Origin of the sequence: Brucella sp. NBRC 113783, from assembly GCF_040372265.1 — a bacterium.
GTDB lineage: Bacteria > Pseudomonadota > Alphaproteobacteria > Rhizobiales > Rhizobiaceae > Brucella > Brucella teleogrylli.
Map to the genome: position 1 here is coordinate 818,874 of NZ_BAABRX010000002.1, position 26,268 is coordinate 845,141.

Below are 26,268 nucleotides of genomic sequence, written 5' to 3' on the forward strand. Positions count from 1 at the left end.
ATATCAAGGATAGGCTGTTCTATTTCGGTATACCGCTTCAGAAATTCTAGAAATAATCGGAAAAATAAACCCGCGTTCCGGTTCAAAGATAACAAAACATCGGGGGCGCAAAGAATTTGCTTGCCAAAATTCGCGTCATAGATCAGTCTCCACTCGTTCGGGCATTTAGCGAACAAATGGAAGACTGGAAGAACGGCGCGCCGGGGCCGCTATAAGTTCCGGGTCTGGGAATACCCAGACAATGATCGGTTCCTTCCCAATGTCGAGAACTGCCTGCATGACCCTCTGTCGGGTGTGTGGTGCGCTCGGCAGAAGACGTAATTCCATCGTTTTTGAAAGAAATGGTGGCGCCAAGGAAAAGGAACGGATCCAATGGCACAGACCGGACTGGTCAAATTCTTCAATAATGAAAAGGGCTTTGGTTTTATCAAGCCCGATGATGGTGGCGCGGATATCTTCGTGCACATCTCTGCTGTACAGGCTTCGGGCCTGACGGGCCTCGCAGACAATCAGAAGGTTTCCTACGAAACCGAACCGGATCGTCGCGGCAAGGGCCCGAAGGCCGTTAACATCACCGTTACCGGTTGATTGTTCTCAATACCAATTATGACCCCGGTTCACGCCGGGGTTTTTTATTGCCCCAATTTCTTCAATGGAGTGTCGGCGGTCCGTAAGAGCGCATCCGGCAATTAACGAGCCAGGGCCCCCTCATAACCCGCCCGCGAATTGTTACAGACGCTGCGCGTATTTTACCGACGATTGAGAGCTCGGCGCCCTATTTCACCATTGTTCAGCCTCCATTCATGTCGAAAGAGTTAACCCATTATCCATGATTGGTGCTCCGTCTTTCGAGCGGTCTGCACCAGAGGAATTGCAGTCGAGCTTCTGAAGGAGCGAACAATGAACCGATTTGCGAAGACAACCATTCTGACCGTTGCATCTTTGGCAGCGATTGCTGCTCCTCTTGCTTCCGCTTCGGCAGATTCCTGGGGCCGCCGTCATCACCATGGCAGCGGCGATGCAGTTGCCGCCGGTGTGATCGGACTTGCAGCCGGTGCGCTGATCGGCAGCGCGCTGAGCCAGCCGCAGCCGACCTATGTGCAGCCGGAACCGATCTATGATGCGCCGCCTCCGCCACCTGCGTATTACCCAGCGCCACGTGCTTACTATCCGGCACCTCCACCGCGCCGCGTGACTTACTATCGTCCGCGGAATCTGGAGCCATGGACCGAGGGTTGGCAGGACTACTGCATGGAAACTTACCGCTCGTTCAATCCACGCAGCGGTACCTATCGCGGTTATGATGGTCGCGACCATTTCTGCACCGCCAACTAAAGCATACCTCCCGAAAGTGGGAACCGGTTTCGGGAGAAAGACATGCATAAAAACAAAAGCTTAAAGCGTGCCTCGTGAATATTATTGAACGCGATACGCTTTAAGTGCAAAATCGATAAGGAAAAAGCCGCCCAATGGGCGGCTTTTTTGTAACCTTTACGCAATTCCGATCAGAAACGGGTTGTTGCGGCGTTCTTCGCCGAACCGGCCGCCGGGACCATGTCCGCAAATAAAGCCGATATCGTCGCCCAGCGGCAGAAGCTTCTCCCGGATCGACCGGATCAGCGCAGTATGGTCGCCGCCCGGCAGGTCGGTGCGTCCCACCGAACCGTTGAACAGCACATCGCCCACAATCGCAAAGCGGGCTTCCGGGCTGTAGAAGACGACGTGGCCGGGCGAATGACCGGGGCAATGAAACACGTCGAAGACATGTCCGGCGACGGTGACCTTGTCGCCCTCTTCCAGCCAGCGGTCCGGCGTGACGTTGCGCACACCGTCGACAATTCCGTATTTCAGGCCGGTCGCCACCAGATTATCGAGCAGAAACTGATCGTCCACATGCGGGCCGATAATCTCCACGCCGAGCTTTTCCTTCAGATCGGCCGCAGCGCCCGCATGATCGATATGACCATGGGTGATCCAGATGGCCCCGATCTCGATGTCCTGCGACTGGATCGCTTCCTCGATCTTCGGCAGATCACCACCCGGATCAATGACGACACCCTTCTTGGTCTCGCCGTCGAAAAGAATGGTGCAGTTTTGCTGAAACGGGGTAACGGGGACGATAATCGCCTGTAGCTGGCCCATGGTGGATACTCCATCGCATCTGTGGATCGGCGAAGATCGCATCAACCGCCGCCTGTGTTGCTCCACACATAATGGCCCCGGCCCGATACGGAAAGAGCTTAAAATCTCGCACCGCCCCAACAATCGTCGCGATCGCTGCGGATATTTCAACTCGCAATTAGAGCGCGTTTCGATCTGATTGGATCAGATCGGCGCTCTAAATGTTTGCTTTAACGCGCATCTTTTCTGATCGAAGCAGGATCAGAAATCAGTCCAGTGAACTGATTTCCCTGCGGAGGCGTTTCACACTTTTCGGGATGCGCTCTAAAAAACGGACGGCGCATGGCCGTCCGTTCTATCCCTCTCAAACAGTTCGTCTTGCCGGTGGCTTTGAAAACTGTGCCGTCTACCCGGAGCGCTTGCCGGAAATTGGCGCGCGCTCCAAGTTGTTTATTTCAAGTGCATCCTTGCGCGACCCGATGTTTCCACCCGGTCAAATGCATTCCTCAGGCCTTGGCAGCCATTGCGTTTTTGATGAGCCCCACAACTGCAGTCAGAACGATACCGCCGATACCGCCGCCAGCGAGCTGGCCGACAACACCATTGAGAACCGAGTCCAGACCACCGCCGGAGAGCATCGGAAGAAGCTGGCCGAGAATGACCCCGCCAATACCGCCAGCCACGGTGTTACCCGTTGTCCCAAGGCTGATGTTCTTGGCAGCGCCAGCAATATTGCCACCGACAGCGCCGGCAACCAGCTGGAGAATGATAGGCAATAGAGATTCCATAGTCGTCACCCCATCTCTGTTAGAGCGCTTTCCGACAAGAATGAACCGTTCGGAATATTTGCGCGCCTGATCAAAAATCAGAGCGTCGATTTGAGGTCATCAGATCTGAGGCCGCTCCAATACCGGAACAACGCGATTCCGGCACAAAGATGTTGAGCCGAAACTTTCCAATGTCAAACAGTAAGCAGTAAAGATACTAAAAAGCGGCCCGAAAGCCGCTCTTTTTCTGTTTAAAACCCAGTCACTCGGCCGCCTGGCGCTTTGGCTGCACTTCCGCTGTATAAGCATCCATCAAAACGGCAGTGATTTTACCAGGGGTGAACCGGTATTGGGCGATTTCCGAAACCGGCGTAACTTCGGCAGCCGTGCCGCACAGGAAGCATTCAGTGAAATCGGCCATTTCTTCGGGCATGATTGCGCGCTCGATGACTTCGATACCACGACGCTTTGCCAGATCGATAATAGTGCGACGGGTGATGCCGTCGAGGAAGCAATCCGGCTTTGGCGTATGCAGCGCACCGTCCTTGACGAAGAACACATTGGCGCCAGTCGCTTCCGCCACTTGGCCCCGCCAGTCGAACATTAGCGCATCGGCATAGCCCTTGGCTTCGGCTGCGTGCTTGGAGATCGTGCAGATCATGTAGAGGCCGGATGCCTTGGACTTCGACGGCGCGGTGCGCGGATCCGGGCGGCAATATTCAGCGATGTCGAGGCGAATGCCCTTCATCTTTTCTTCCGGCGAGAAATAGCTTGGCCATTCCCAGCAGGCGATTGCCACGTGAATGCGGTTGTTCTGGGCCGAAACGCCGAGCGAATCCGAACCGCGCCATGCAAACGGGCGCACATAGGCATCGACATAGCCCATCTTCTTGATCAGCGCCCGGCAGGCATCGTTGATTTCTTCAACGCTGTAAGGCAGCGCAAAACCGAGAAGCCGTGCCGATTCATGCAGACGCTCGGTATGTTCGTTCAGCTTGAAGATTTCGCCGCCATAGGCGCGCTCACCCTCAAAAACCGTGCTTGCATAATGCAGGCCATGGGTGAGGACATGAATTTTCGCATCTTTCCAGTCGACGAATTCACCGTCCAGCCAGATATATCCGTCCCTTTGATCGAATGGAATCGCAGCCATTTTCTTGCTCCTAAATATTACACTTGCGGCGCTGTCTCAGGGCAGATTCTGCTCGGGCAAACGTCTCCGCATTCCCATTTTGTCGGTTAAATCGATATTACCGGCAAAACAGGCGCCTTTTTCCACGCGAATACTGGCCTTTTGGTGCGAAATGCTTAGAGGTTGAGCAAAGATTTTGCACAAAACCTTATCGGAGCACGCATGGACAAAAAATAATCCTCCCGACCAGCGGGATCATGCGGTTGCAGATTTCCTTTTCACGGCCTTGACGGCAGTGATCGGAAACCCGGTCGCGTAATTATCTCTCCTCCAGCATGCGCCAGCGTAAACATTGTTCCAAAAAGCCAGCTCACGCTTATCGAAAATTATCTGGGCGGTTGAATTATGTCAATAATGCTGACATATTTATCGCAGCAGTACGGAGCCTCGATGTGAATTCGACGAACGACATGAATTATATAAGCAATCCGTTGACAGCCGAGGAGGCGGCCGATCTCAACGTCATCGAACTTTTGTTCTTTTCCTATCGCGACTTCACCGCCGATCCCGATCTCATTCTCGAAAAGATCAGCTTTGGCCGCGCTCATCACCGGGTGCTTTACTTCATCAATCGCAAGCCGGGCATGACGGTGGCCGAACTTCTGGAAGTTCTGCGCATCACCAAGCAGAGCCTGTCGCGTGTTCTCAAGCAGCTGATCGATACCGGCCATGTGGTTCAGGCAACCGGTCTCCACGACCGTCGCCACCGCAAGCTCTACCCCACGAAAAGCGGCCGCCAGCTGACGCTTGCCCTCGCCTTGCCGCAGTCGCATCGCATTGCCCGCGCCCTTGAGGGATGCGCTCCGCAGGATCGCGCCATCATCGAGCGCTTTCTGTATAATATGGTCAATCCTGAGCGCCGTGCCCAGATCGACAGCTTTTCCGGTGAAGAACGGCAGTGAAATAAGTGTTACGCGGCGGAATACTAAGTGCTTGTGTAAAAACATATACACAAGCACTGCGAATAGACGCGCCACATTCCAGTCGATAATATGCGCCTCCGACGGCTATGTGTCGTCAGCGAACAGAAACTGAATGGGATCGAAAGACGCCATGACCGTAGAAGAACAAAAATCACTCTCGGATGACGCCCCGCATCTGCTCGTTGTCGATGACGACACGCGAATTCGCAGCCTGCTTTCGCAATATCTGACCAATAGCGGCTTTCGCGTCACTATTGCCGCAAGCGCTGCCGAAGCGCGCCGCAAGCTGGAAGGTATCGATTTCGACCTTCTGATTCTCGACGTGATGATGCCCGGCGAGACCGGCGTTTCTCTGACCCGCTCGCTGCGCGAACAAAAAAACGTGCCGATCCTAATGCTGACTGCGCTGTCGGAAACCGACAACCGCATTGACGGCCTTTCGGCGGGCGCAGACGATTATCTGCCAAAACCGTTCGATCCGCGCGAGCTGACGCTGCGCATCAACAATATTCTGCGCCGCGGCGCACCGCCTGCCCAGCCCAAGATCGAACAGATCGTGTTCGGGCCTTACACATTCTTCATTCCGCGCCGCGAATTGAAGAAGGGCACCGAAACCATCAAGCTCACGGATCGTGAGCAGGACATCATGGCGATCTTCGCGGAACGCGCGGGGGAAACCATTCCACGTCATGAACTGACCGGACAGGACGGCGATGTCGGCGAACGTACAATCGATGTTCAGATCAATCGTCTGCGCCGCAAGATCGAGCAGGACCCGGCCAATCCGGTCTGGCTCCAGACTGTGCGTGGCATCGGCTACAAGCTCAGCATCGAATAGTTGTGATTTGACGCAACCGGCCGCTGTTTGGGACGTTCTGAGACGATGACGCTCTGGAAAAATCTCTCGCGCTGGCTGGCGCGCCGGATGCCGAAAGGTCTCTATGCGCGGTCGCTCATCATCATCATCGCCCCGATGGTCCTGCTGCAATCCGTGATCGCCTATGTGTTCATGGAACGCCACTGGCAGATGGTGACCGAGCGGCTTTCGACGGCTGTCGTGCGCGATATTTCGGCGATCATCGACATTCTGGAAACCTATCCGCAGGAACCGGGTTACGACAATCTGATCCGCCTCGCGCAGCAACGCCTTGCGCTCAACATTTCCATCCTGCCGCCCGATCCCCTGCCCGCGCCGGGACTGAAGCCGTTTTTCGCCATTCTGGATTACTTCCTCAGTGAAGAGATCACCCGTCAGATCAACCGGCCCTTCTGGGTTGATACGGTGGGCGATTCCGACCTGATCGAAATCCGCATCAAGCTCGATGACAAGGTGCTGCGTGTTTTCGCCCGGCGTAGTCAGGCTTATGCGTCGAATACCGGCATCTTCCTGACCTGGATGGTGGGCACTGCACTTGTGCTTCTCATCATCGCCATTGCCTTCCTTCGCAACCAGATCAAGCCGATCCAACAACTGGCAGACGCCGCCGAAAGTTTCGGCAAGGGCCGCTCCATGCCGGAAGGTTTCAAGCCGCACGGCGCGGAAGAAGTGCGCAAGGCTGGTATCGCCTTCATTCAGATGCGTTCCCGCATCGAGCGCCAGATCGAACAGCGCACAGCGATGCTGTCGGGCGTCAGCCACGATCTGCGCACCATTCTCACCCGCTTCAAACTGCAATTGGCGCTGACGGGGCACTCGATCGATGTCGAGCCGCTCAATCAGGATATCGCCGACATGCAGACCATGCTGGAGGGCTATCTGGCCTTTGCGCGCGGCGAAGGCGCGGAAGAAACCGCAAGCTACGATGTGAAGCGCCTGTGCGAGAAGCTTGAAAACGAAGCACGCCTGCGTGAGCGCGGGTTCAAATATTCCATCGATGGCGACAGTGAAATCCACGTTCGCCCTAATGCTTTCTCACGGCTCGTCAGCAATCTGGTGTCCAACGCCTTTCGCCATGCGCAAAATGTCGAGCTTTCGATTTCGCATGAGGATGGTTGGCTGAAGGTCGTGGTGGACGATGACGGACCGGGCATTCCGGAAGACCGGCGCGAAGATGTGTTTAAGCCTTTCGTGCGGCTTGATGAAGCGCGAACGCAGGATTCGGGCGGCACAGGCGGCCTTGGCCTTGCCATCGCGCTCGACATTGCGCGTAGCCATGGCGGCGACATTACGCTGGCCGACGCCCCCACCGGCGGCCTGCGCGCCATCATCCACATTCCGGCGTGACGGGAGACACCGCCCCTCACCCTGAGCTTGTCGAAGGGTCCCTCATCCTAAGGAGCCGTTGAAAACGGCGTCTCGAAGGGCGAGGGAAAACGCACTAAAATCCCTCGTCCTTCGAGACGGTTCCTTCGCAAGCTCAGGAACCTCCTCAGGATGAGGGGGGACGTGATTATTCGGAAAGCGTAGTTTGCTAAAACAGCTTGCCGCCGTTCGGCACTTTTTTGTCGATTGCCGCAAGAACAACGTCGCCATTCTCATCGGGCAAGCCCAGCGTCAGAACTTCTGACATGAACGGTCCGATTTGGCGCGGTGGGAAATTCACCACGGCTAGCACCTGACGACCGATCAGCTCTTCCGCCTGATAATGTTTGGTAATCTGTGCGGAAGACTTCTTCACGCCGATCTTATCGCCGAAATCGATCTTCAGCTTATAGGCGGGCTTGCGCGCTTCCGGAAAGGGCACCGCCTCCACAATCGTACCCGTCCGGATATCGACCTTTTCGAAATCAGCCCAGGTGATGGTCGCGTCTTCGCTCATATCCGTCCGCTTTCGTCTGCCGTGCATAGCCCCGCGCTTTTCCCGCCGGGCTATCGTTTGATTCTGATCAGGCGCGTCCGACTGTTTCGAACACAACGCTTTCCAGCGACTCCCGCGCGCTGACACCCGACCAGACCACGAACTGGAAGGCCTGGAAATAGGTCTCGCAAGCTTCAAGCGCTGCGGCCAGCAGCACTTCCACCTGACGGCTGGTCGGTTCTGCACCACCGGCCAGCAACAGCGACTGGCGGTACATGATGGCACCTTCCTGTTGCCAAAGGTCGAAATGCCCCATGAGAAGCTTTTCGTTGATCAGCGAAAGCAGGCGCATCACCTCGTTCACACGCGGTTCCGCCACCTTGATGTCGAAGGCGCAAGCCAGATGTAGCGCCTCGAAATCTTCCATCCAGGAAAATGAGATGTGATAGTCAGTCCAGTTGCCCGCAACCGAAATTGCGATTTCATCGTCGCCAGTCCGCTCGAATGTCCAGTCGTTTGAATGCGCAACCTGCTCGATCACATCCACCGGATGCGCCTCGCGTGCGAATTCAAGCTCAAGAAGGCTCATGTCCGTTTCCTGTTCTGTGAGACACCCTCAAGCTGGATATCTCAAATTCCCGGCGTGCAAGAATTGCTCGCCCGCACCCGCCGCCGCGCAAGAACAAGCGCAGAAAAACAGGCACGAATTGATCGGTCGAGGAACCGGCATGCCAAACAGCATGCAAGCGCCTCAATGGCACACGCACATACGCAACTGATACTGGAAAGCAGCCTGAAGACGCGAAAACTAGAACTACAGCCCCTCGCCGCCGCCTACATGACCACACTTCGAATCATGTAGTGTTTTCAGTCTATTGATGCTGAATCTGAACGCCAGTCCCTTTTCAGAAAAGAGACATGAAAGCATGTGGAAACATGAAAGGGACTGGCCGCGAGCATTGCCTTAAGCGACTCTAAGACAAGGGTTTTTACCGCCCGCGGCCTGTTAATAAATAATCAGGAATTATTTTTGGATTTTGCCGTCGAAGAGGCCGATTTTGCCGATTTGGCATCAGAATCAACTTCAAATTTGGCAAGTCGTGCTTCAAGTGCTTCGATTCTTGCCAGCAATGCACTGTTTTCGGCACGTGCCTTGATGGCCATTTCGCGCACCGCTTCGAAGTCTTCGCGCTGCACGACGTCGAGCGTGTTGAGTACACGTTCCCCTTGCGAGCGCAAGGCCGTTTCCACTTCACGGCGCACGCCTTGCGCAGCGCCTGCCGCATCCGTCACAAGCTTGGCGAGTTCGTCGAGAACCCGGTTTTGTCCGCTGGTCATGGCAATCGTTCCTTACTTTGCAGGAGAGACCTGTTGAAAACATAAAATTGAAATAGGGCCGTCTCAGTTCCGATGCAAGCGCAGCTATAGAAAGTGATCGTGTTGTAAGGCGTTTGCGGGACAGCTTGACCGTTGCCGGTTCGTCCAGCATGTTCCGTCACAAAATGGAGTGATTTCATGATAGAGACGTTGCTGCCCGCGTCGGCCCTCGCCTTTCCGAATATTGATCCGGTGATCTTTTCCATCGGACCGCTGGCGGTGCACTGGTACGGCCTTGGCTATGTCGTCGGCATCATGTTCGCATGGTGGTACGGCAAGAAGCTTTTGCGCAGCCATCGTCTCTGGACACATAACAACCCGCCGATGGCGCCGGAAGCGCTCGACGATTTCGTCATCTGGGCAGCACTTGGCGTCGTGCTGGGCGGTCGCATCGGCTATGTGCTGTTCTATAATTTCTCCTATTATCTCTCCAACCCGCTTGCCATTCCCGCTGTCTGGGATGGCGGCATGTCGTTCCATGGCGGCATTCTCGGCACCACCATCGCCATGATCCTGTTTGCCCGCTCACGCGGCATCAAGGTGTGGAGCATGTTCGATGTGGTCGCCGCCGGTGTGCCGGTCGGCCTCGGCGTGGTGCGTGTCGCCAACTTCATCAATTCCGAACTCTGGGGCCGCGTCAGCGATGCGCCATGGGCTGTCTATTTCCCGAATGGCGGGCCGCTGCCGCGCCATCCAAGCCAGCTTTATGAAGCCTTCCTCGAAGGTTTCGTGCTGTTTTTCGTTCTGCTCCTGCTGGTCTGGGTCGGTCGCAAGCTGAAGAAGCCGGGCTTTATTGCGGGCGCATTCGTGACCGGCTATGGCCTCAGCCGCATTGCGGTCGAGTTCTTCCGCGAGCCGGATGCACAGCTCGGCTATCTGGTTGGCGGCTGGCTGACCATGGGTATGGTGCTTTCGGTGCCGATGGTGCTGATCGGCCTGTGGGCGATGTGGCGCGCCAACCGCGCAGCAGCCAAAGATGCCTGAAACTTCGCTCAAAGACCGGCTGAAACGGCTGATCGCCACGACGGGACCGATCAGCGTTGCCGACTATATGGCCGCATGTCTCGGTGACCGGGAATCCGGCTATTACACGACCCGCGAACCGTTCGGTCGCGAGGGTGATTTCATCACCGCGCCAGAAGTGAGCCAGATGTTCGGCGAGTTGATCGGCATCTGGTGTGTCGCGCAATGGGATGCGCTTGGCCGCCCTGCCAACACCGTGCTGTGCGAAATCGGACCCGGACGAGGGACGCTGATGGGCGACATGTTGCGCAGCATTGGCAAGCTTGCCCCGCAAATGCTGGCGAGCCTGCAGGTTGCGATGGTCGAGACCAGTCCGCGCCTTGTCGAAAAGCAGAAGCAGAAGCTCGCCGATACGGGCGTCTCCGTCACCTGGTTCGAACGTTTTGCCGACATCCCCACCGGCCCACTGGTCCTCGTTTCGAACGAGTTGTTCGACGCGATCCCGTTCCGGCAATTCGTCAAGTCGAACGGACGTTTTGTGGAACGGCTGATTTCGCTTGATGAAAATGAGGAATTTCATTTTGTCAGCGGCGTAGGCGGGATCGACCTGGCGCTTCTACCAAAAGACCATGCGCAGACCCCTGACGGCACAATCTTCGAAGCTGCTCCCGCACGAACCGCTCTGTTGCAGGAAATCGCGCAGCGTATCGCTAAGACGCGCGGCGCGGCGCTCAACATCGATTACGGCCATCTTCAATCCGGCTTTGGCGACACGCTGCAAGCGATGCTCAAACACGGCTATGACGATGTTTTTGCTCACCCGGGGGAAGCCGACCTGACCAGTCATGTCGATTTCGATATTCTGGAGCAGACTGCACGCGCCTCGCGTTGCAAGACCGGCACCATGACCCAAGGCGAATTCCTGCTGGCCATGGGCCTGCTCGACCGCGCAGGTCGTCTGGGTAGCGGGCGCGACACTGCTTTTCAGGAAAAGATCCGGCAGGATGTGGAACGCCTGGCAGCACCTGAACAGATGGGCACCTTGTTCAAGGTGCTGGCGTTCAGCGATCGCGACACCCGGCTCATACCGTTCGAACAAAGCTAGCGCCAATTGCCCTTCAAAAAGCTGCAATTGACAAGCCACCCTGCCTCCCCCACCATCCCGCCGTTTAATAAGGCCAATATGCTATGACCGACATGCCGCAACCGCTCCGCTCGCCTCTGCTCGACAAGCCCGCCGGTCAGGCCGGCAAGCGCATTGCGCACGGCTTTTTCACGCGAAAAGGCGGCGTTTCGGACGGTATTTATGCCGGGCTGAATGTCGGAGCCGGATCGGATGATGTGGCCGAACATGTCGCGGAAAACCGCCGCCGTGTGGCAGAATCGCTTGGCGTCGCACCGGATCATCTCCTGACGGTGCATCAGGTTCATTCGCCCGACGTGCTGCATGTGACCGCGCCTTTTGATTCGCCACGCCCCAAGGCCGATGCCATGGTGACCAATGTTCCCGGCATTGCGCTCGGCGCGCTGTCTGCCGATTGCGGTCCCGTCCTGTTTGCAGACCACGAGGCCGGTGTCATCGGTTCCGCCCATGCGGGCTGGCGGGGCGCATTCAGCGGCGTGCTGGAAAACACCATTGACGCGATGATCGGGCTTGGCGCTAAGCGCGAGAACATCGTCGCGGTTCTTGGGCCGACAATCGGCCCCGACAATTATGAAGTCGGACCGGAGTTCTATACGGAGTTTCTGAGCAAAGACCCGGCCTATGCACGCTATTTCCGCGCCTCGGACAAGCCGGATCACAAGCTTTTCGATCTGTGGACCTTCATCACCGACCGTCTGACCAAAGCGGGCGTACAGGCAGAATCCCTTCGCCAGTGCACCTATGCCGACGAAGACCAGTTCTATTCCTACCGGCGCACGACGCACCGCAAAGAGCCGGATTATGGACGCCAGATTGCAGCCATTGCTATTCTGGACACCAAAGATTCCATTTGAGGAGAACCGCATGGCCCTTCACTTCGAGCCGGAAGAATTCGCCGCACGCCGCGACCGTCTGATCTTGAAGATGGAGGAGGACAAGCTTGATGCCCTGCTGCTGTTCGCACAGGAAAGCATGTATTGGCTGACCGGCTATGACACGTTCGGCTTCTGCTTCTTCCAGTGCCTTGTTGTGAAGGCCGACGGCTCGATGGTGCTGATGACGCGCTCGGCGGATCTGCGCCAGGCGCGCCAGACATCCAATATCGAGAACATCGTTGTCTGGACCGACCGCGACAATGCCAATCCGGCAGCGGATTTGCGCAATATCCTGACCGAGCTTGATCTGCTCGGCACACGCATCGGCATCGAATACCAGACCCACGGCCTCACCGGCGCGAATGCCCGCAGGCTCGACGAGCAATTGCAGAGCTTTGCCAAATTGTTCGACGCATCCGGCATGGTGGACCGCCTGCGCCTTTTGAAAAGCCCGGCGGAAATCGCCTATGCCAAGCGCGCAGCGCAACTGAGCGACGATGCGCTCGACGCCGCGCTGAAAACCACCCGCGCGGGCGCAAGCGAAGCCGATATTCTGGCCGCCATGATGAGCGCCAATTTTTCCGGTGACGGCGACTATCCGGCCAATGAATATATCATCGGCTCCGGCGAAGACGCCCTGCTCTGCCGCTATAAATCCGGTCGCCGCACGCTTGCTGCCACGGACCAGCTTACGCTCGAATGGTCGGGCGTGTTCCGCCATTATCACGCGCCGATGATGCGCACGATCCTGATTGGCCAGCCGACAGAACACCACGTCAAGCTTTACGATGCCGCCCGCGAGGCGCTGGAGGCCGTAGAGGCGGCGATAACACCGGCTTCGACATTCGGTGATGTGTTCGACGCCCATGCCCGCACCATGGAAGCGCACGGGCTGACCCGTCACCGGCTGAATGCCTGCGGCTACTCGGTCGGGGCACGCTTCACACCCTCCTGGATGGACCCGCAAATGTTCTATGCGGGCAATCCGGAAAGCATCCAGCCGGACATGACGCTCTTTGCGCATATGATCATCATGGACTCCGACAGCGGCGCTGCAATGACGCTCGGACAGACATATCTCACAACAAATGGTGCGGCTCAGCCATTATCCCGCCATTCTCTTGATATGCTTATCGCCTGACATCATTGTCAAACGGCCCACGATCGGCGATAAATCGGCCTGACGTGAGAACCGCCTGTATTTTCAGGACCATGTGTTTTCAGGAGCATGAAGCCGACCATGAACAAGGCACATATTTCGATGATGCTGTTGCTTGCCGGAGCGCTCGCTGCCTGCAACAGCACCGAATCCGCACTGAATGTGCAGGGCTCTGGCCAAACTGCCGGACAACCGGCTAACGGACAGGCGACCTCGCCCGCCGGCACGACTGCGCCCGCAACTGCCAATACGACAGCAACGCCTTCCACAACACCGGCCACGACATCGGCGCGAACGGCAACACTGAAGCCGGGCAAATTGCACATCGCGCCCATTGTCGGCGCGCCCGTCAATGTGGTGACGCCGCTGACGCACCGCATGAATGACGACGCCAAAGCCAAGGGCGTCGAGCTGGCAGGCTCCAATGACACCAGCGCAGCCTATGTCATGAAGGGGTACTTCTCGGTTCTCTCCGAGGACAACCAGACGACCGTTCTCTATGTCTGGGATGTGCTGGATGCTTCCGGCAACCGGCTGCACCGCATTCAGGGACAGGAGAAAGTGCAAGGTGCAGCGGCAGACTCATGGAGCGTGGTGCAGCCCGCCACCATGCAGGCCATCGCCGACCGCACCATGCAGGAATATTCTACCTGGCTTGCGGCAAATCGCGCATAAACTTTGAGCATTTTCAGCAAGGAACTGAAATCCCTTACTGAATCCCCGCTTTTTGACACGCGGAAAGGCCGGATTTCCGGCCTTTTTCAACAATTGTGAACAGTCGGGCCTTGCAATGACGGTGACTCTTTGCAATAGGCCCCACATTCGAGAAAACCTTGTAAGCTGCTGTACTTAACCTGACCGGCCAAAAGTACGCGGCTTTAAAGTTTTTAAAGGATGACGTTGCTGGGCCCCGCATCGTTGCGGTCCATGCGCGAAACAAGATTACGTCCGTTATACGGACTTTTTGCGACAGAACGAAACCGCAAACCTATCGCATCGGCTCAGAGGCAAAAAGAATGAAACTTTTCGCAGGCAACTCCAACCGGGCACTTGCCGAATCCGTTGCTAAATATCTCAACATCCCGCTCGGCAAGGCAAGCGTTCGCCGCTTCGCCGATCAGGAGATTTTCGTAGAGATTCAGGAAAACGTGCGCGGCGAAGACGTGTTCGTTCTGCAATCGACGTCCTATCCGGCAAACGATCACCTGATGGAACTGCTCATCATGATCGACGCCTTCCGCCGTTCGTCGGCGCGCCGCATCACCGCCGTCCTGCCCTATTTCGGCTATGCCCGTCAGGACCGCAAGCCCGGCCCGCGCACGCCGATTTCGGCAAAGCTGGTTTCCAACCTCATCACTGAAGCCGGTGCAAACCGCGTTCTGACCCTTGATCTTCATGCCGGTCAGATTCAGGGCTTCTTCGACATTCCGACCGACAATCTCTATGCCGTTCCGGTTATCGCCCGTGACGTGAAGGCCAATTACGCCACCGGCAACTGCATGGTCGTATCGCCGGACGTCGGCGGTGTAGTTCGCGCCCGCTCATTGGCCAAGCGCATCGACGCGCAGCTCGCCATCGTGGACAAGCGTCGCGAACGTCCGGGTGAATCGGAAGTCATGAACGTCATCGGTGAAGTGGCTGGCAAGGACTGCCTGCTGTTCGACGATATCGTCGATTCCGGCGGCACGCTCTGCAACGCAGCCGAGGCCCTGCTGGCCAAGGGCGCGAACAGCGTCACCGCTTACATCACGCATGGCGTTCTCTCCGGTGGCGCGGTTGCCCGTATCGCTGCGTCGAAGCTGAAGGAACTGGTGATCACCGATTCCATACAGCCGACCACCGCGATCAACGATGCGCCGAATATCCGCGTGCTCTCGATCTCCGATCTGATCGGCGAAGCTATTGCGCGCACCGCAGCGGAAGAGTCCGTTTCGAGCCTGTTCGATTAAAACACCAGTCGGATAGCAATTCCGAGGCATGCCGCCAGCAACAGCACGAGCGGCATGTTGAGTTTCAAGACGACAAGCAGCAATGCCGCCGCGCCTGCAATCAGGACGGCGGCATTGTCTATTGTGCTCCAGACCGGCAAGGGCACGCTGAACGGCCCCACCATCTTATCCAGCACCTGTGCAAACAGCACATGCAGCGAGAACCACAGCGCCAGATTGGCGATCACACCCACCACCGCCGCCGTGATGCCACCCAGCATGGCCGAAAGCCAGCGCACCTGACGCAGCCGCTCCACGAATGGCGCTCCCGCCAATATCCATAGAAAACACGGCACGAAGGTAAACCAGAGCGCAATGAAGCCGCCGACAAAGCCACCCAGAATTGGCGGCAGGCCGGACAGGTTGGCCGCCCCCACAAAGCCCACGAAAACGAGCACGAGGATCAGCGGTCCCGGCGTGGTTTCGGCCAGCCCCAGCCCGGTCAGCATTTCGCCCGGCTTCATCCAGCCGAAATGTTCGACCGCCTGCTGCGCCGTATAGGAAAGGGCCGCATAGGCGCCACCGAAAGTCACAGCGGCAAGCTTTGAGAAAAAGGCGGCTTCCTGCACGAAGACATGCGTGCCGCCGAAGGCCAGATAAAGAAGGATGAGCGGCACGAGCCAGAGCCCGCCCCAGACCAGCGTTTGCTGCGTGAATTCGCGCAATGCTCCGGGTCTCGCCTCGCCCAGACCAGTTCCCGCCCCGCTGCCCTGCACGATATGGCGCAGACCGCCTGCCAAAGCTGCAAGCAGCACAACAAGCGGAAACGGCAGTTTCAAAAGCGCGATGGCAATAAACGCCGCAATCGCCACGGCGTAGGAAAAGCCTGAAGCCAGTGTCCGCTTGGCCATGCGGTAAAGCGCTTCGAACACCACAGCCAGCACCGCTGCCTTAAGCCCGAACAGCAAGCCGGCCACGACCTCCACATGCCCGAAGGCGATGTAGAGCGCGGAGAGACCAAGCATCACGACAGCGCCGGGCAGCACGAACAACAGCCCCGCCAGCAGGCCGCCGCGCCAGCCTTTAACCGCCCAGCCGGAATAGGTCGCAAGCTGCATGGCTTCCGGCCCCGGCAACAACATGCAAAAGTTCAGCGCATGGATCAGCCTTTCCTGATCCATCCATTTCTTCTCATCGACGATGATACGTTGCAGCATGGCGATCTGAGCCGCCGGACCGCCAAAAGACAGCAGACCCACTTTGCCGAAAGTCGTGAAAAGCTCTCTGAAATCTGGCTGCTTTACTGGCTCTGTCACGTGACCGTCCTGATTGATTCCACCGCAAGCTGTCGGCGATAAACATTACAGGTTCATGACGGTCTTCACAGTCTACTCGGCGGCAGCACCCTCTTCCACCATATCGTCCGGGGCATTGGGATCACCCGGTGCCGTTTCGCAGCCAAGATCAGGGAAATTCACGATGCGCATTCCCTTGAAATCATTGCGGACCACCAGCAGCCCACGCTCCTCGAAATAAGTCAGCAAACGCCGGGCACGGCTGAACGAATGCGTGCCATAGGCCCGCGCCAGCGCCGCATCGGAGGGGCAAGGCGCACCGGTGACGGCCGCCTGCGCCACGATCAGGAACACGCCCTGCACATCGTCGGTGAGGCTTTCCGACAGCGACAGCGCCTGCTGCCATGTTTCGCTGCTCGCCACATCGCTTTCAATGCTGGCCTGCGCCACCGCCAGCCTGCGGCGGAAGGCAGGCAGTGCCAGCGGTTCGCCCGGAACGCGGTGAATGCGACAGCGCACCAGAAAGTCCTGATAGAGAACCGCCACAGACCGGAACGAGGCTTCCGGGTCGTCTACGATCTCGCGCATGACCTTATCGAGAAGCTCGTCGCGTTCCGCTTCCACGATACCGGGGAAAAGCGGCGCTTCCACGGGCTCTGCCTCGGGCTTGGGCTTGGCCACCTGTGCCAGAATTTCCGCCGTGGATGGCGGCGGTGGAGGTGGGGGCGTCCGACGCACGACGGTGCGGATTTCCTGTGGCGCGGGCGTAAAGATCAAATCAAGCGCATCTTCCGGCGCATCGGGCAGCGGCATCAGCTTCGGCGACGACGAACGGGCCGAAGTTTCCACCGTGCCGATGCGGATCGGCAGCGGACGCCGCGACAGCGCCGGTCCAAGCGCCACGAAATGCCCGCGCTCCAGATCGCGGAACATTTCCGCCTGCTTACGCTCCATGCCCAGCAGATCCGCGGCGCGCGCCATATCGATATCGAGGAAGGTGCGGCCCATCAGAAAGTTGGAAGCCTCGGCAGCCACGTTCTTGGCAAGCTTGGCCAGACGCTGCGTGGCGATGACACCGGCCAGCCCGCGCTTGCGCCCGCGACACATGAGATTGGTCATCGCACCGAGCGAAAGCTTGCGCGCTTCGTCGGACACTTCGCCAGCGGCGGCAGGCGCAAAAAGCTGCGCCTCATCCACCACGACAAGCATCGGATACCAGTAGTCTCGTTCGGCATCGAACAGACCGCCGAGAAACGCCGCCGCCGAGCGCATCTGCTGCTCGACATCGAGACCTTCGAGATTGAGCACCACCGAAACACGGTGCTGGCGGATGCGTCCGGCAATGCGGGTCAATTCGGCTTCGGTGCGGGCGGCGTCAACGACGACATGGCCGTAAAGATCGGCCAGCGTGACAAAATCCCCTTCCGGGTCGACGATGCATTGCTGCACCCATTGCGCGCTCTGTTCCAGCAGCCGGCGCAGAAGATGCGACTTGCCGGAGCCGGAATTGCCCTGCACGAGCAGGCGCGTGGCGAGAAGCTCCTCAAGATCAAGCATGGCCTGCTTGCCACCGCCAAGCGCCGCTGCCGAGGCAGAACCGCTTCCAGCAACAGCACCCATGTCGATACCGACCTGCATCTCGCCTCCTTGTTTAAGAATGACCGAAACAAACGACTCGCACGGCAGAGCCTGCGGTCGATCAGGCATCCGCTTAACATCTTTGGCGCGGCGAATGCCACCGGTTATGCGGAATGCCCACAGATGCTGGGCCGTAGATTTCAATCAGAAGTTTTGATAGCAATCTGAACGGGGGCAAAAGCAGCAAGCGCCCAGCCAGCGGGCGCGTCGGGGAGGATGAGCCGCTCCGACCTTGGCAAGGGCTTTGCTTTCTATTCGGAGGTGAACTCTATGTGGTTTATACCCATTAGATTCACGCTTAGAATAAAGAAAACCCGCACCAGCTGGCAAGCGACGGTGCAGGTTCAATTCTTTATCTAAGAACACGGTAGCTGGAGTTCGCGCTTCAGCTACTGATCCGAATATAGGCTACCGGGACTATTTTTTCAACTATGGCCTCGTCAGCCCTCACCCAACGGCAAATCCAAAAAACTTGCGCTGCCGCACGCTATGGTCTATAGCCACCGCCATCCGCGTAGACACCCTTGGAGGCAACGCGGAATGGAGCGGTCCGGTCTTTCACCTTGTGGCAGACGATACGGGCTGTTTCATGTCGTTTGTTGAAGCATGATCCCGAAAAGTCGAAACCGGTTTTCGCACAAGATCATGCGCAGAAAGCGAACGACACTCCAGTAACTTTGAAAGGAAATGCCATGAGCGAGACTTACGTGCTCAAGGCCGATCTGCGTACCCGGGTTGGTAAGGGGTCCTCCCGCGAACTGCGTCGCAACGGCCAGATTCCTGCAGTCATCTATGGCGACAAGCAGGAGCCCCTCGCAATCGCCGTCTCCTATAAGGAGATCTTCTACAAGATTCATGGCGGTGGTTTTAAGACCACGGTTGCCACGATCGAAGTAGACGGCAAGAAGATTCAGGTCCTCCCGAAGGACTACCAGCTGGACCCAGTCCGCGACTTCCCGCAGCATGTCGACTTCCTGCGCGTATCCGCCAAGTCGGTCGTTCACGTGAACGTTCCTGTTCACTTCAAGAACGAAGAAGCTGCACCGGGCATCAAGCGCGGCGGCGTTCTCAACATCGTTCGCCACGACGTTGAACTGATCGTTCCGGCCAATGCAATTCCGGAAGCGCTCGAATTCGACCTGACCGGCCTTGAAATCGGTGACTCCGTCCACATTTCGGCAATCAAGCTGCCGAAGGGCGTGTCGGCTGCCATTCAGGACCGCGACTTCACCATCGCCACCATTGCTGCTCCTGCCGGCCTGAAGTCGGACGAAGCTGCTGCTGAAGGCGCTGAAGAAGAAGCCAAGGACGGCGAATAATCGCTTTCCGTATTTTGGGGGCTCTGAACCATGCTGCTCATCGCAGGTCTTGGCAATCCGGGCTCCAAATATGCGCATAACCGGCATAATATCGGTTTCATGGCGGCGGATGAAATATTCCGCCGCCATCGCTTCTCCAACTGGCAGAAGAAATTTCAGGCCGAGATTGCCGATGGCGTGATTGACGGCGAGAAAGTGCTGCTGATCAAGCCGCTCACTTTCATGAACCTCTCGGGCCAGTCTGTCGGCGAGGCTATGCGCTTCTACAAGCTCACTTCCGCCGATCTCGTCGTCATCTATGACGAACTCGACCTCATTCCAGGCAAGCTGCGGATCAAGACCGGCGGCGGCTCCGGCGGCCATAACGGCATCAAATCCATCGACGCGCATGTCCAGTCCTTCCCCGGCGGCCAGAATTATCGCCGCATGCGGCTTGGCATCGGCCATCCGGGCGCGAAGGAACTGGTGCATAATTATGTTCTCGGCGATTTCGCCAAGGCCGACAATGAATGGCTGGACACGCTCTTAGGCGCTGTCGCCGACAATATTGGCCTGCTCGCCAAGCCGGGCGATGACAACAGCTTCATGAACCGCATTGCGCTCGCCATGGGCGACGGCAATCAGCGGCCCAACGGTTTCAAGGCAGACCCCGCGCAACTGGAAAAGGCCCCGCCCAAGGCGCAGAGCCATATCCGTCAGGCGCGGCAGAACCAGAAGAAGCCGGCCATTCCCGAAAGCGGCCCGATGGCTGAAATGCTGAAAAAGCTGCTGGGGAAGAAGGATTAATCCTTCGCGACGGCTGCGCCTCTTGACGCTTCACACCTCAATGTCGCATAGCGACGGTAATTCTATTCTAGTCTGACAGGTACGATCATGGGTTTCAAATGCGGCATCGTCGGTCTGCCAAATGTTGGCAAGTCGACGCTTTTCAACGCGCTGACCAAAACGGCCGCCGCACAGGCCGCAAACTATCCGTTCTGCACCATTGAGCCGAACACCGGCGAAGTGGCCGTTCCCGATCCGCGCCAGAACGATATTGCCAAGATCGCCGGTTCGAAGGAAATCATCCCGACCCGCATCAACTTCGTTGATATCGCCGGCCTTGTGCGCGGTGCTTCGAAGGGCGAAGGCCTCGGCAACCAGTTCCTCGCCAATATCCGCGAAGTCGATGCCATCGTGCATGTGCTGCGCTGCTTCGAAGATGACGACATCACCCATGTCGAAGGCCGCATCGATCCGGTTTCAGACGCGCAGACCGTTGAAACCGAACTGATGCTCTCGGACCTCGAAAGCATCGAGCGCCGCATCGTGCAGATCCGCAAGCGCGCCACCGGCAAGGACAAGGAAGCGCTGACCATCCTGCCGGTGATGGAAGCAGCGCTTGAACTGCTGCAGAACGGCCAGCCTGTTCGCCTGATGCTGAAGGATATCGCCGCAGAAGACCTGCTGACGCTGAAGGGCCTGAACCTTCTCACCTCCAAGCCTGTACTCTATGTCTGCAACGTCGCCGAAGGCGATGCCGCCAAGGGCAACGCATATAGTGCAGCCGTCGAAAAGATGGCCGAGGAACAGGGCGCGCAGACGGTCATCATCTCCGCGGCTATCGAGGCGGAAGTTGCCCAGTTGCCCGATGAGGAAGCCAGGGAATATCTGGAAAGCATGGACCTTGAGGAACCGGGCCTCGACCGCCTGATCCGTGCCGGTTACAAGCTTCTCGACCTCATCACCTATTTCACCGCTGGACCGAAGGAAACCCGCGCCTGGACCATCCGTCGCGGCACCAAGGCTCCCGGCGCTGCCGGTGTGATCCACACCGATTTCGAGCGCGGCTTCATCCGCGCCCAGACTATCGCCTATGAAGACTACGTCAAATACAACGGTGAAGTCGGCGCCAAGGAAGCGGGCAAAGCCCGAGACGAAGGCAAGGAATACATCGTCCATGACGGCGATGTGATGCTGTTCCGCTTCAACACCTGATACGATCAGGCCGCCGTTTCCCGGCGGCCTTTGCATATTCAGAGCATTTCCTGAAACCGATTTGGAGGAGATAGAGGGTGAGCAAGCCCCAGCAGAAATACGCCTATGAGGATATGGTGCCGGGACTGAAAATCCCTTTCGGCCCGCGCACGATCAACAAGGAAGAGATCATCGAATTCGCGCGCGCGTTCGATCCGCAGCCCTTCCACCTCGATGAAGAAGCGGGCAAAGCCAGCGTACTTGGCGGTCTTGCCGCCTCGGGATGGCAGACCGTATCGCTGATCATGCGTCTGGTCTGCGACGCCTTTCTGACCAATTCCACATCGCAAGGCGGCCCCGGCGTCGAATTCACGCGCTGGAAGCGCCCGGTTCTGGCTGGCGATACGCTGAGCGGTGTTACCACCGTCATCGACCGTCGCCTTTCCAAGAGCCGCCCGGAAATCGGTCTCGTCACGCTGCACCACGCGCTCGTCAATCAGCGCGGTGAAACCGTGTGCGAAATGCAGCATCCCTGTATGATGGGACGCCGCGATTACGTTGCGTCACAGGAAGCCAAGGCGGGTGCATGATGAGCTATCTTGAAGACAATCTCGGTCGCGAGCAGGATATCGGCAGCTATACATTTACCGCCGAAGAGATCATCGACTTCGCCACGAAATATGATCCGCAACCTTTCCATCTCGATGCGGAAGCGGCAAAGAACAGTCTGTTCGGCGGCCTGTGCGCCTCTGGCTGGCACACGACGGCTGTATTCATGAAGCTGAATGTCGCCTCCATCGTGCAGGCGACCAACGAGGCCCTCAAGCGCGGCGAGACCCCGCCGGTTTTCGGCCCCTCGCCGGGCTTCGAAAACCTGAAATGGTCAAAGCCGGTCTATGCGGGCGACACAATCACCTTCAAGCGCACCGTTCACGCGATGCGCGCGCTTGCGTCGCGTCCGGGCTGGTCGATGCTGACCATGTCCTTGCGAGCGCATAATCAAAATGGTGAAGACGTGCTGTCCTTCGACAATGCGGCCATGGTCAAGTTGCCGCCCAAGCTCGATGCCTGACATGAAAAAGCCCGCCATGCAGCGGGCTTTTTCATAAGCAGATATTTGTGCTCAATCGCCTTCGAACGAAACCAGCGTGCGCACGGGTACGCCGAGCGCTTCCAGCTTCTTGCGTCCGCCGAGGTCCGGCAGATCGATGATGAAGCAGGCGGCGACGATATTCGCCCCCATCTGCAACAACAGCTTGGCAGCGGCTTCAGCCGTGCCGCCGGTGGCGATCAGATCGTCCACGAGAATGATGCGCTCGCCCTTCTCGATGGCGTCGCGGTGCATCTCCATTTCGTCAATGCCATATTCAAGGCTGTAAGCAATACGCACCGTATCGCGCGGCAGCTTGCCCTTCTTGCGGATCGGCACGAAACCGGCGGAAATCTGGTGAGCAATGGCGCCACCCAGAATGAAGCCGCGCGCTTCGATGCCCGCGACTTTATCTACCTTGTTACCGGCATAGGGGTAGACCAGTTCGTCGACCGCGCGGCGGAACGCCTGCGCATCGCCCATAAGGGTCGTCACGTCGCGGAACTGCACGCCGGGTTTGGGATAATCCGGAATGGTTCTGATGGCATCCTTCAAACTGGCGTTGAGCCCGGATTCCATGTTCAGTCCTTTCAGTTGAAACATTGCCAGCGCTTGTCCATGGTCGTGATGTCCCAACTGGGACATCTCTGAGCGCGCATCTTGCTATTACGCTCTTTCAACCACGATATCGCAGCCACGCCAAGCTTATTCGCGCATCAGCGGGCAGACTTATCCAAAACGGCAGCTCCGGCGCCAGGTTTGGCTGATGCCGATTGTAATTCAGCCCCGCACAAACAAAAAGGACGCCATTTCTGGCGCCCTCTTTTCAACGGTCAGCTGAATGCTCAGTGCTTCACATCAGACCAGATCGACCGCTTGGCGATATAAGCCAGACCCGCAAAGAGAATCAGGAACACAATCACCCGGAAGCCGGTGCGCTTGCGCTGTTCCAGATGCGGCTCAGCGGCCCACATCAGGAATGCCGAAACGTCGCGCGAATATTGGTCCACCGTCTGCGGCGAGCCATCATCATAGGTCACTTGACCATCGTTCAGCGGCTTGGCCATGGCAAGCGCCTTTGCCGAAATGAAGTACGGATTGTAATGCGTACCTTCGGCAATCTGCATGCCCGCTGGCGGCTGCTCATCGAAGCCTGTCAGAAGCGCGTGAATATAATCCGGCCCACCTTCGGCATATTGCGTGAAAATGTCGAAGATGAAGGTCGGGAAGCCGCGTTCCACGGCGCGCGCCTTGGCGATCAGCGAGAAGTCAGGCGGAGCCGCACCATTGTTTGCGGCAGCAGCTGCGGCCGCATTTGGAAATGGCGACGGGAAATGGTCTGTCGGCAGCGCCTTGCGGGTGAACATTTCACCTTCGGCGTTCGGACCGTCCTGCACTTCATACTCGGCTGCAAAGGCTTTGACCTGTTCCGGCGTATAGCCGAGGTCTTCCAGCGTACGGAAGGCCACCAGGTTCATGGAATGGCAGGCCGAGCATACTTCCTTATAGACTTTCAGACCGCGCTGCAGCTGGCCCTTGTCATAGGTGCCGAACGGACCGGCAAAGCTCCACTTTTCCTGCGTCGGGTGGTGGATCGGGAAATGCGTAGGTTCCGCCGCATTGCCGCCCTCCTCAGCGAAGGCACCGCTCATGGAAAGACCAAGTGCGACCAGCGGAGCGATACCAAAGGCAGCGAAGCTCTTGAGGATGTTTTTCATCATTACGTCCTTCATATCTCTCGCTGGTTCAGCCCTTGATTTCCACGGGGGCAATCTCGGCCTTGCCTTCGCTCTTCGCCAGCACCGCCTCGGTAATCGAGTTGGGCAGACGCTTCGGCGTCTCGATCAGGCCGAGAACCGGCATGATGACGATGAAGAAAGCGAAATAGTAAAGCGTACCGAGCTGCGCCATGAAGACATAGGAACCTTCTGCAGGACGCGAACCCAGCCATCCAAGGAAGATGGCGTTGATCACGAAGAGCCAGAAGAACAGCTTGAACCACGGGCGATAGACAGCCGAACGAACCTTCGACGTATCGAGCCAGGGAACCACGAAGAGGATAGCGATCGAACCGAACATCGTCAGAACACCGCCGAGCTTCGAATCGATCGGGCCGATATTGAAGGTGATGGCGCGCAGCATCGCGTAGAACGGCAGGAAGTACCATTCAGGAACGATGTGAGCAGGCGTCTTGAGCGAGTCGGCCGGGATATAGTTATCCGGGTGGCCGAGGAAGTTTGGCATGTAGAAGACGAAATAGGCGAAGAACACGAAGAAGACGAGCGCGCCGAAAGCGTCCTTGATGGTCGCATAAGGCGTGAAGGCAACCGTATCGGTCTTCGACTTCACTTCAATGCCGGTCGGGTTGGTCTGGCCGGTGACATGCAGCGCCCAGACGTGCAGGACGACAACGCCGGCAATCATGAACGGCAGCAGGTAGTGCAGCGAGAAGAAGCGGTTCAGCGTCGGATTGTCGACCGCAAAGCCGCCAAGGAGAAGCTGCTGTATCGGCTCGCCTATGACCGGAAAGGCCGTGAAGAAGCCGGTGATAACCGTTGCACCCCAGAAGGACATCTGGCCCCATGGCAGCACATAGCCCATGAAGGCGGTCGCCATCATGAGAAGGAAGATCACCACGCCGAGGATCCACAGAAGCTCGCGCGGCGCCTTGTAGGAGCCGTAGTACAGACCGCGTGCAATGTGCAGATAAACGGCGATGAAGAAGAAGGATGCACCGTTGGAGTGCATGTAGCGCAGAAGCCAGCCGGAGTTGACGTCGCGCATGATTTTTTCGACGGAATTGAACGCGATGCCCGTATCCGCAGCATAGTGCATCGCCAGAACGATGCCGGTCAGAATCTGCGAGATGAGCATGAAGCTCAAAATGCCACCAAAGGTGTACATGTAGTTCAGGTTACGCGGCGTCGGATAGGCCACGAAGGAATCATAGACCAGACGCGGCAAGGGAAGCCGTTCGTCGACCCATTTTTCGATGCCGGTCTTCGGCGTATATGTGGAGTGTCCACCACTCATGTCTTCTCTCCCCAAGACCTGTTTTAGCCGATCCTGATGACCGTATCGGAAGTGAACGCATATTGCGGGATGTGCATGTTTTCCGGTGCCGGGCCGCTGCGGATACGACCCGCAGTGTCATAGGTCGAGCCATGGCATGGGCAGAACCAGCCGCCGAAAGAACCGGACTCACCGAGCGGTACGCAGCCGAGATGCGTGCATACGCCGATCATGATGAGCCAGTTTTCCTTGCCTTCGCCTGCCGAACGAGCAACGTCGGTTGCCTGCGCATCCGATGGAAGGTTTGCGTTGCGGGCGATCGGGTCCTTCAGGTCACCGAGAGCCGCGCTCTTGCCTTCTTCCACTTCCTTGGCGGAACGGTTGCGGATGAATACCGGCTTGCCGCGCCATTTGACGGTCAGGGACGCGCCTTCTGCAAGAGAAGAAACGTCGACTTCGATGGAAGCGGCTGCGAGTGTCGAAGCGTCTGGACGCATCTGGTCGATAAACGGCCATGCCAGTCCGCCAACACCGACCACACCGGCCATTCCCGTCGCAATATAGAGAAAATCACGCCGTGTCGGCTCAGCCGTGTCGTGTGCGCTCACGTGCCAACTCCCTTTTAATCTGCATGTTCAATTGAACTCTCCCCTCGTCCGCTTTTGCACCTGCGCAAAAGTTATCCCGCAAGTGCTCGCAGGACGAAATTCCCTCCATCTCACTATCCGGTTTATGCGCGTAAAAAACGCTTGTCCAGACACCAACCCCTTA

At 57.6% G+C, this 26,268-nt stretch carries 28 protein-coding genes; 16 read left to right on the top strand and 12 right to left on the bottom strand.

The features are described 5' to 3' along the window. The first annotated feature begins 372 nt into the window (after nt 1-372). Together ABWW11_RS09255 and ABWW11_RS09260 are read left to right on the top strand one after the other, a co-directional pair. The gene (locus tag ABWW11_RS09255; RefSeq protein WP_109369482.1) at nt 373-588 is read left to right on the top strand and encodes a cold-shock protein; all 216 of its coding nucleotides are present in this window, start codon (nt 373-375) and stop codon (nt 586-588) included. A 312-nt stretch (nt 589-900) separates the two neighbouring features. After that, on the top strand, nt 901-1,335 hold the full coding sequence (locus ABWW11_RS09260) for a BA14K family protein (protein ID WP_109369483.1): 435 nt from the start codon (nt 901-903) through the stop codon (nt 1,333-1,335). Between the two features lie 156 nt (nt 1,336-1,491). On the opposite strand, the gene ABWW11_RS09265 is transcribed toward ABWW11_RS09260, so the two are convergent. The 3 genes from ABWW11_RS09265 to ABWW11_RS09275 all read right to left on the bottom strand — a co-directional run bounded on the left by ABWW11_RS09265 (nt 1,492) and on the right by ABWW11_RS09275 (nt 4,041). After that, nucleotides 1,492-2,142, bottom strand: coding sequence for an MBL fold metallo-hydrolase (locus ABWW11_RS09265; RefSeq protein ID WP_109369484.1), 651 nt, complete (start codon nt 2,140-2,142; stop codon nt 1,492-1,494). Nucleotides 2,143-2,627: 485 nt separating this feature from the next. Beyond that, nucleotides 2,628-2,909, bottom strand: a complete 282-nt coding sequence (locus ABWW11_RS09270) for a hypothetical protein (protein WP_109369485.1) — start codon at nt 2,907-2,909, stop codon at nt 2,628-2,630. Between the two features lie 241 nt (nt 2,910-3,150). Then, complete coding sequence (locus tag ABWW11_RS09275; RefSeq protein ID WP_109369486.1) at nt 3,151-4,041, bottom strand: branched-chain amino acid aminotransferase; 891 nt, start codon at nt 4,039-4,041, stop codon at nt 3,151-3,153. A gap of 431 nt (nt 4,042-4,472) precedes the next feature. On the opposite strand from ABWW11_RS09275, the gene ABWW11_RS09280 reads away from it, so the two are divergent. The 3 genes from ABWW11_RS09280 (at nt 4,473) to ABWW11_RS09290 (ending at nt 7,227) form a co-directional block, all read left to right on the top strand. Next, nucleotides 4,473-4,982, top strand: a complete 510-nt coding sequence (locus ABWW11_RS09280; RefSeq protein WP_109370273.1) for a MarR family winged helix-turn-helix transcriptional regulator — start codon at nt 4,473-4,475, stop codon at nt 4,980-4,982. A gap of 151 nt (nt 4,983-5,133) precedes the next feature. Beyond that, a complete protein-coding gene (locus ABWW11_RS09285; RefSeq protein ID WP_109369487.1) occupies nt 5,134-5,841 on the top strand; it encodes a response regulator in 708 nt (235 codons plus the stop codon). Nucleotides 5,842-5,886: 45 nt separating this feature from the next. Further along, nucleotides 5,887-7,227 carry an ATP-binding protein gene (locus ABWW11_RS09290; protein ID WP_319080671.1) on the top strand — a complete coding sequence of 447 codons (1,341 nt, stop codon included), beginning with the start codon at nt 5,887-5,889 and terminating at the stop codon, nt 7,225-7,227. 187 nt (nt 7,228-7,414) lie between these two features. Here ABWW11_RS09290 and ABWW11_RS09295 read toward each other — a convergent pair whose 3' ends face one another. The 3 genes from ABWW11_RS09295 to ABWW11_RS09305 all read right to left on the bottom strand — a co-directional run bounded on the left by ABWW11_RS09295 (nt 7,415) and on the right by ABWW11_RS09305 (nt 9,079). Beyond that, nucleotides 7,415-7,762, bottom strand: a complete 348-nt coding sequence (locus ABWW11_RS09295) for a tRNA-binding protein (RefSeq protein WP_109370274.1) — start codon at nt 7,760-7,762, stop codon at nt 7,415-7,417. A 67-nt stretch (nt 7,763-7,829) separates the two neighbouring features. Next, nucleotides 7,830-8,330: a type III secretion system chaperone family protein gene (locus tag ABWW11_RS09300; RefSeq protein WP_078338736.1), complete on the bottom strand. Its 501-nt coding sequence runs from the start codon at nt 8,328-8,330 to the stop codon at nt 7,830-7,832. A 428-nt stretch (nt 8,331-8,758) separates the two neighbouring features. Beyond that, the gene (locus ABWW11_RS09305) at nt 8,759-9,079 is read right to left on the bottom strand and encodes an accessory factor UbiK family protein (RefSeq protein ID WP_109369489.1); all 321 of its coding nucleotides are present in this window, start codon (nt 9,077-9,079) and stop codon (nt 8,759-8,761) included. 177 nt (nt 9,080-9,256) lie between these two features. Here ABWW11_RS09305 and lgt point away from each other — a divergent pair, with 177 nt between their 5' ends. The 6 genes from lgt to ABWW11_RS09335 all read left to right on the top strand — a co-directional run bounded on the left by lgt (nt 9,257) and on the right by ABWW11_RS09335 (nt 15,208). Further along, nucleotides 9,257-10,102 carry a prolipoprotein diacylglyceryl transferase gene (gene lgt / locus ABWW11_RS09310; protein WP_109369490.1) on the top strand — a complete coding sequence of 282 codons (846 nt, stop codon included), beginning with the start codon at nt 9,257-9,259 and terminating at the stop codon, nt 10,100-10,102. Then, the gene (locus ABWW11_RS09315) at nt 10,095-11,186 is read left to right on the top strand and encodes a class I SAM-dependent methyltransferase (RefSeq protein WP_109369491.1); all 1,092 of its coding nucleotides are present in this window, start codon (nt 10,095-10,097) and stop codon (nt 11,184-11,186) included. Before lgt ends, ABWW11_RS09315 begins: the two co-directional genes overlap by 8 nt. Nucleotides 11,187-11,269: 83 nt before the next feature. Beyond that, on the top strand, nt 11,270-12,079 hold the full coding sequence (pgeF, locus tag ABWW11_RS09320) for a peptidoglycan editing factor PgeF (RefSeq protein ID WP_109369492.1): 810 nt from the start codon (nt 11,270-11,272) through the stop codon (nt 12,077-12,079). Between the two features lie 10 nt (nt 12,080-12,089). Then, entirely contained in the window at nt 12,090-13,241 is a 1,152-nt protein-coding gene (locus tag ABWW11_RS09325) for a M24 family metallopeptidase (protein WP_109369493.1), read from the top strand. Between the two features lie 87 nt (nt 13,242-13,328). Continuing rightward, nucleotides 13,329-13,934, top strand: a complete 606-nt coding sequence (locus ABWW11_RS09330) for a hypothetical protein (protein WP_109369494.1) — start codon at nt 13,329-13,331, stop codon at nt 13,932-13,934. A gap of 341 nt (nt 13,935-14,275) precedes the next feature. Next, on the top strand, nt 14,276-15,208 hold the full coding sequence (locus ABWW11_RS09335) for a ribose-phosphate pyrophosphokinase (RefSeq protein WP_109369495.1): 933 nt from the start codon (nt 14,276-14,278) through the stop codon (nt 15,206-15,208). On the opposite strand, the gene chrA is transcribed toward ABWW11_RS09335, so the two are convergent. Both chrA and ABWW11_RS09345 read right to left on the bottom strand, forming a co-directional pair. Continuing rightward, nucleotides 15,205-16,503, bottom strand: a complete 1,299-nt coding sequence (gene chrA / locus ABWW11_RS09340; RefSeq protein WP_109369496.1) for a chromate efflux transporter — start codon at nt 16,501-16,503, stop codon at nt 15,205-15,207. The genes ABWW11_RS09335 and chrA overlap by 4 nt on opposite strands. Before the next feature lie 72 nt (nt 16,504-16,575). Further along, nucleotides 16,576-18,120, bottom strand: coding sequence for an ATP-binding protein (locus ABWW11_RS09345; protein WP_109369497.1), 1,545 nt, complete (start codon nt 18,118-18,120; stop codon nt 16,576-16,578). Nucleotides 18,121-18,812: 692 nt separating this feature from the next. Here ABWW11_RS09345 and ABWW11_RS09350 point away from each other — a divergent pair. The 5 genes from ABWW11_RS09350 to ABWW11_RS09370 all read left to right on the top strand — a co-directional run bounded on the left by ABWW11_RS09350 (nt 18,813) and on the right by ABWW11_RS09370 (nt 22,467). Then, nucleotides 18,813-19,439: a 50S ribosomal protein L25/general stress protein Ctc gene (locus tag ABWW11_RS09350; RefSeq protein ID WP_109369498.1), complete on the top strand. Its 627-nt coding sequence runs from the start codon at nt 18,813-18,815 to the stop codon at nt 19,437-19,439. Nucleotides 19,440-19,469: 30 nt separating this feature from the next. Beyond that, entirely contained in the window at nt 19,470-20,225 is a 756-nt protein-coding gene (gene pth, locus ABWW11_RS09355; protein WP_109369499.1) for an aminoacyl-tRNA hydrolase, read from the top strand. 87 nt (nt 20,226-20,312) lie between these two features. Next, the gene (gene ychF, locus ABWW11_RS09360) at nt 20,313-21,416 is read left to right on the top strand and encodes a redox-regulated ATPase YchF (protein ID WP_109369500.1); all 1,104 of its coding nucleotides are present in this window, start codon (nt 20,313-20,315) and stop codon (nt 21,414-21,416) included. Nucleotides 21,417-21,493: 77 nt separating this feature from the next. After that, complete coding sequence (locus ABWW11_RS09365; RefSeq protein ID WP_109369501.1) at nt 21,494-21,985, top strand: MaoC family dehydratase; 492 nt, start codon at nt 21,494-21,496, stop codon at nt 21,983-21,985. Further along, entirely contained in the window at nt 21,985-22,467 is a 483-nt protein-coding gene (locus ABWW11_RS09370; protein WP_109370275.1) for a MaoC family dehydratase, read from the top strand. The genes ABWW11_RS09365 and ABWW11_RS09370 overlap by 1 nt, the downstream gene beginning before the upstream one ends. 51 nt (nt 22,468-22,518) lie before the next feature. Here the strand turns inward: ABWW11_RS09370 and ABWW11_RS09375 are convergent, their stop codons facing one another. The 4 genes from ABWW11_RS09375 to petA all read right to left on the bottom strand — a co-directional run bounded on the left by ABWW11_RS09375 (nt 22,519) and on the right by petA (nt 26,105). Continuing rightward, complete coding sequence (locus tag ABWW11_RS09375) at nt 22,519-23,064, bottom strand: adenine phosphoribosyltransferase (protein WP_109369502.1); 546 nt, start codon at nt 23,062-23,064, stop codon at nt 22,519-22,521. A 266-nt stretch (nt 23,065-23,330) separates the two neighbouring features. Continuing rightward, nucleotides 23,331-24,203, bottom strand: a complete 873-nt coding sequence (locus tag ABWW11_RS09380; protein ID WP_171318556.1) for a cytochrome c1 — start codon at nt 24,201-24,203, stop codon at nt 23,331-23,333. 28 nt (nt 24,204-24,231) lie between these two features. Continuing rightward, nucleotides 24,232-25,518, bottom strand: coding sequence for a cytochrome b (locus tag ABWW11_RS09385; RefSeq protein WP_109369504.1), 1,287 nt, complete (start codon nt 25,516-25,518; stop codon nt 24,232-24,234). A gap of 23 nt (nt 25,519-25,541) precedes the next feature. After that, nucleotides 25,542-26,105 carry a ubiquinol-cytochrome c reductase iron-sulfur subunit gene (petA, locus tag ABWW11_RS09390; protein WP_109369505.1) on the bottom strand — a complete coding sequence of 188 codons (564 nt, stop codon included), beginning with the start codon at nt 26,103-26,105 and terminating at the stop codon, nt 25,542-25,544. Nucleotides 26,106-26,268 lie beyond the last annotated feature (163 nt).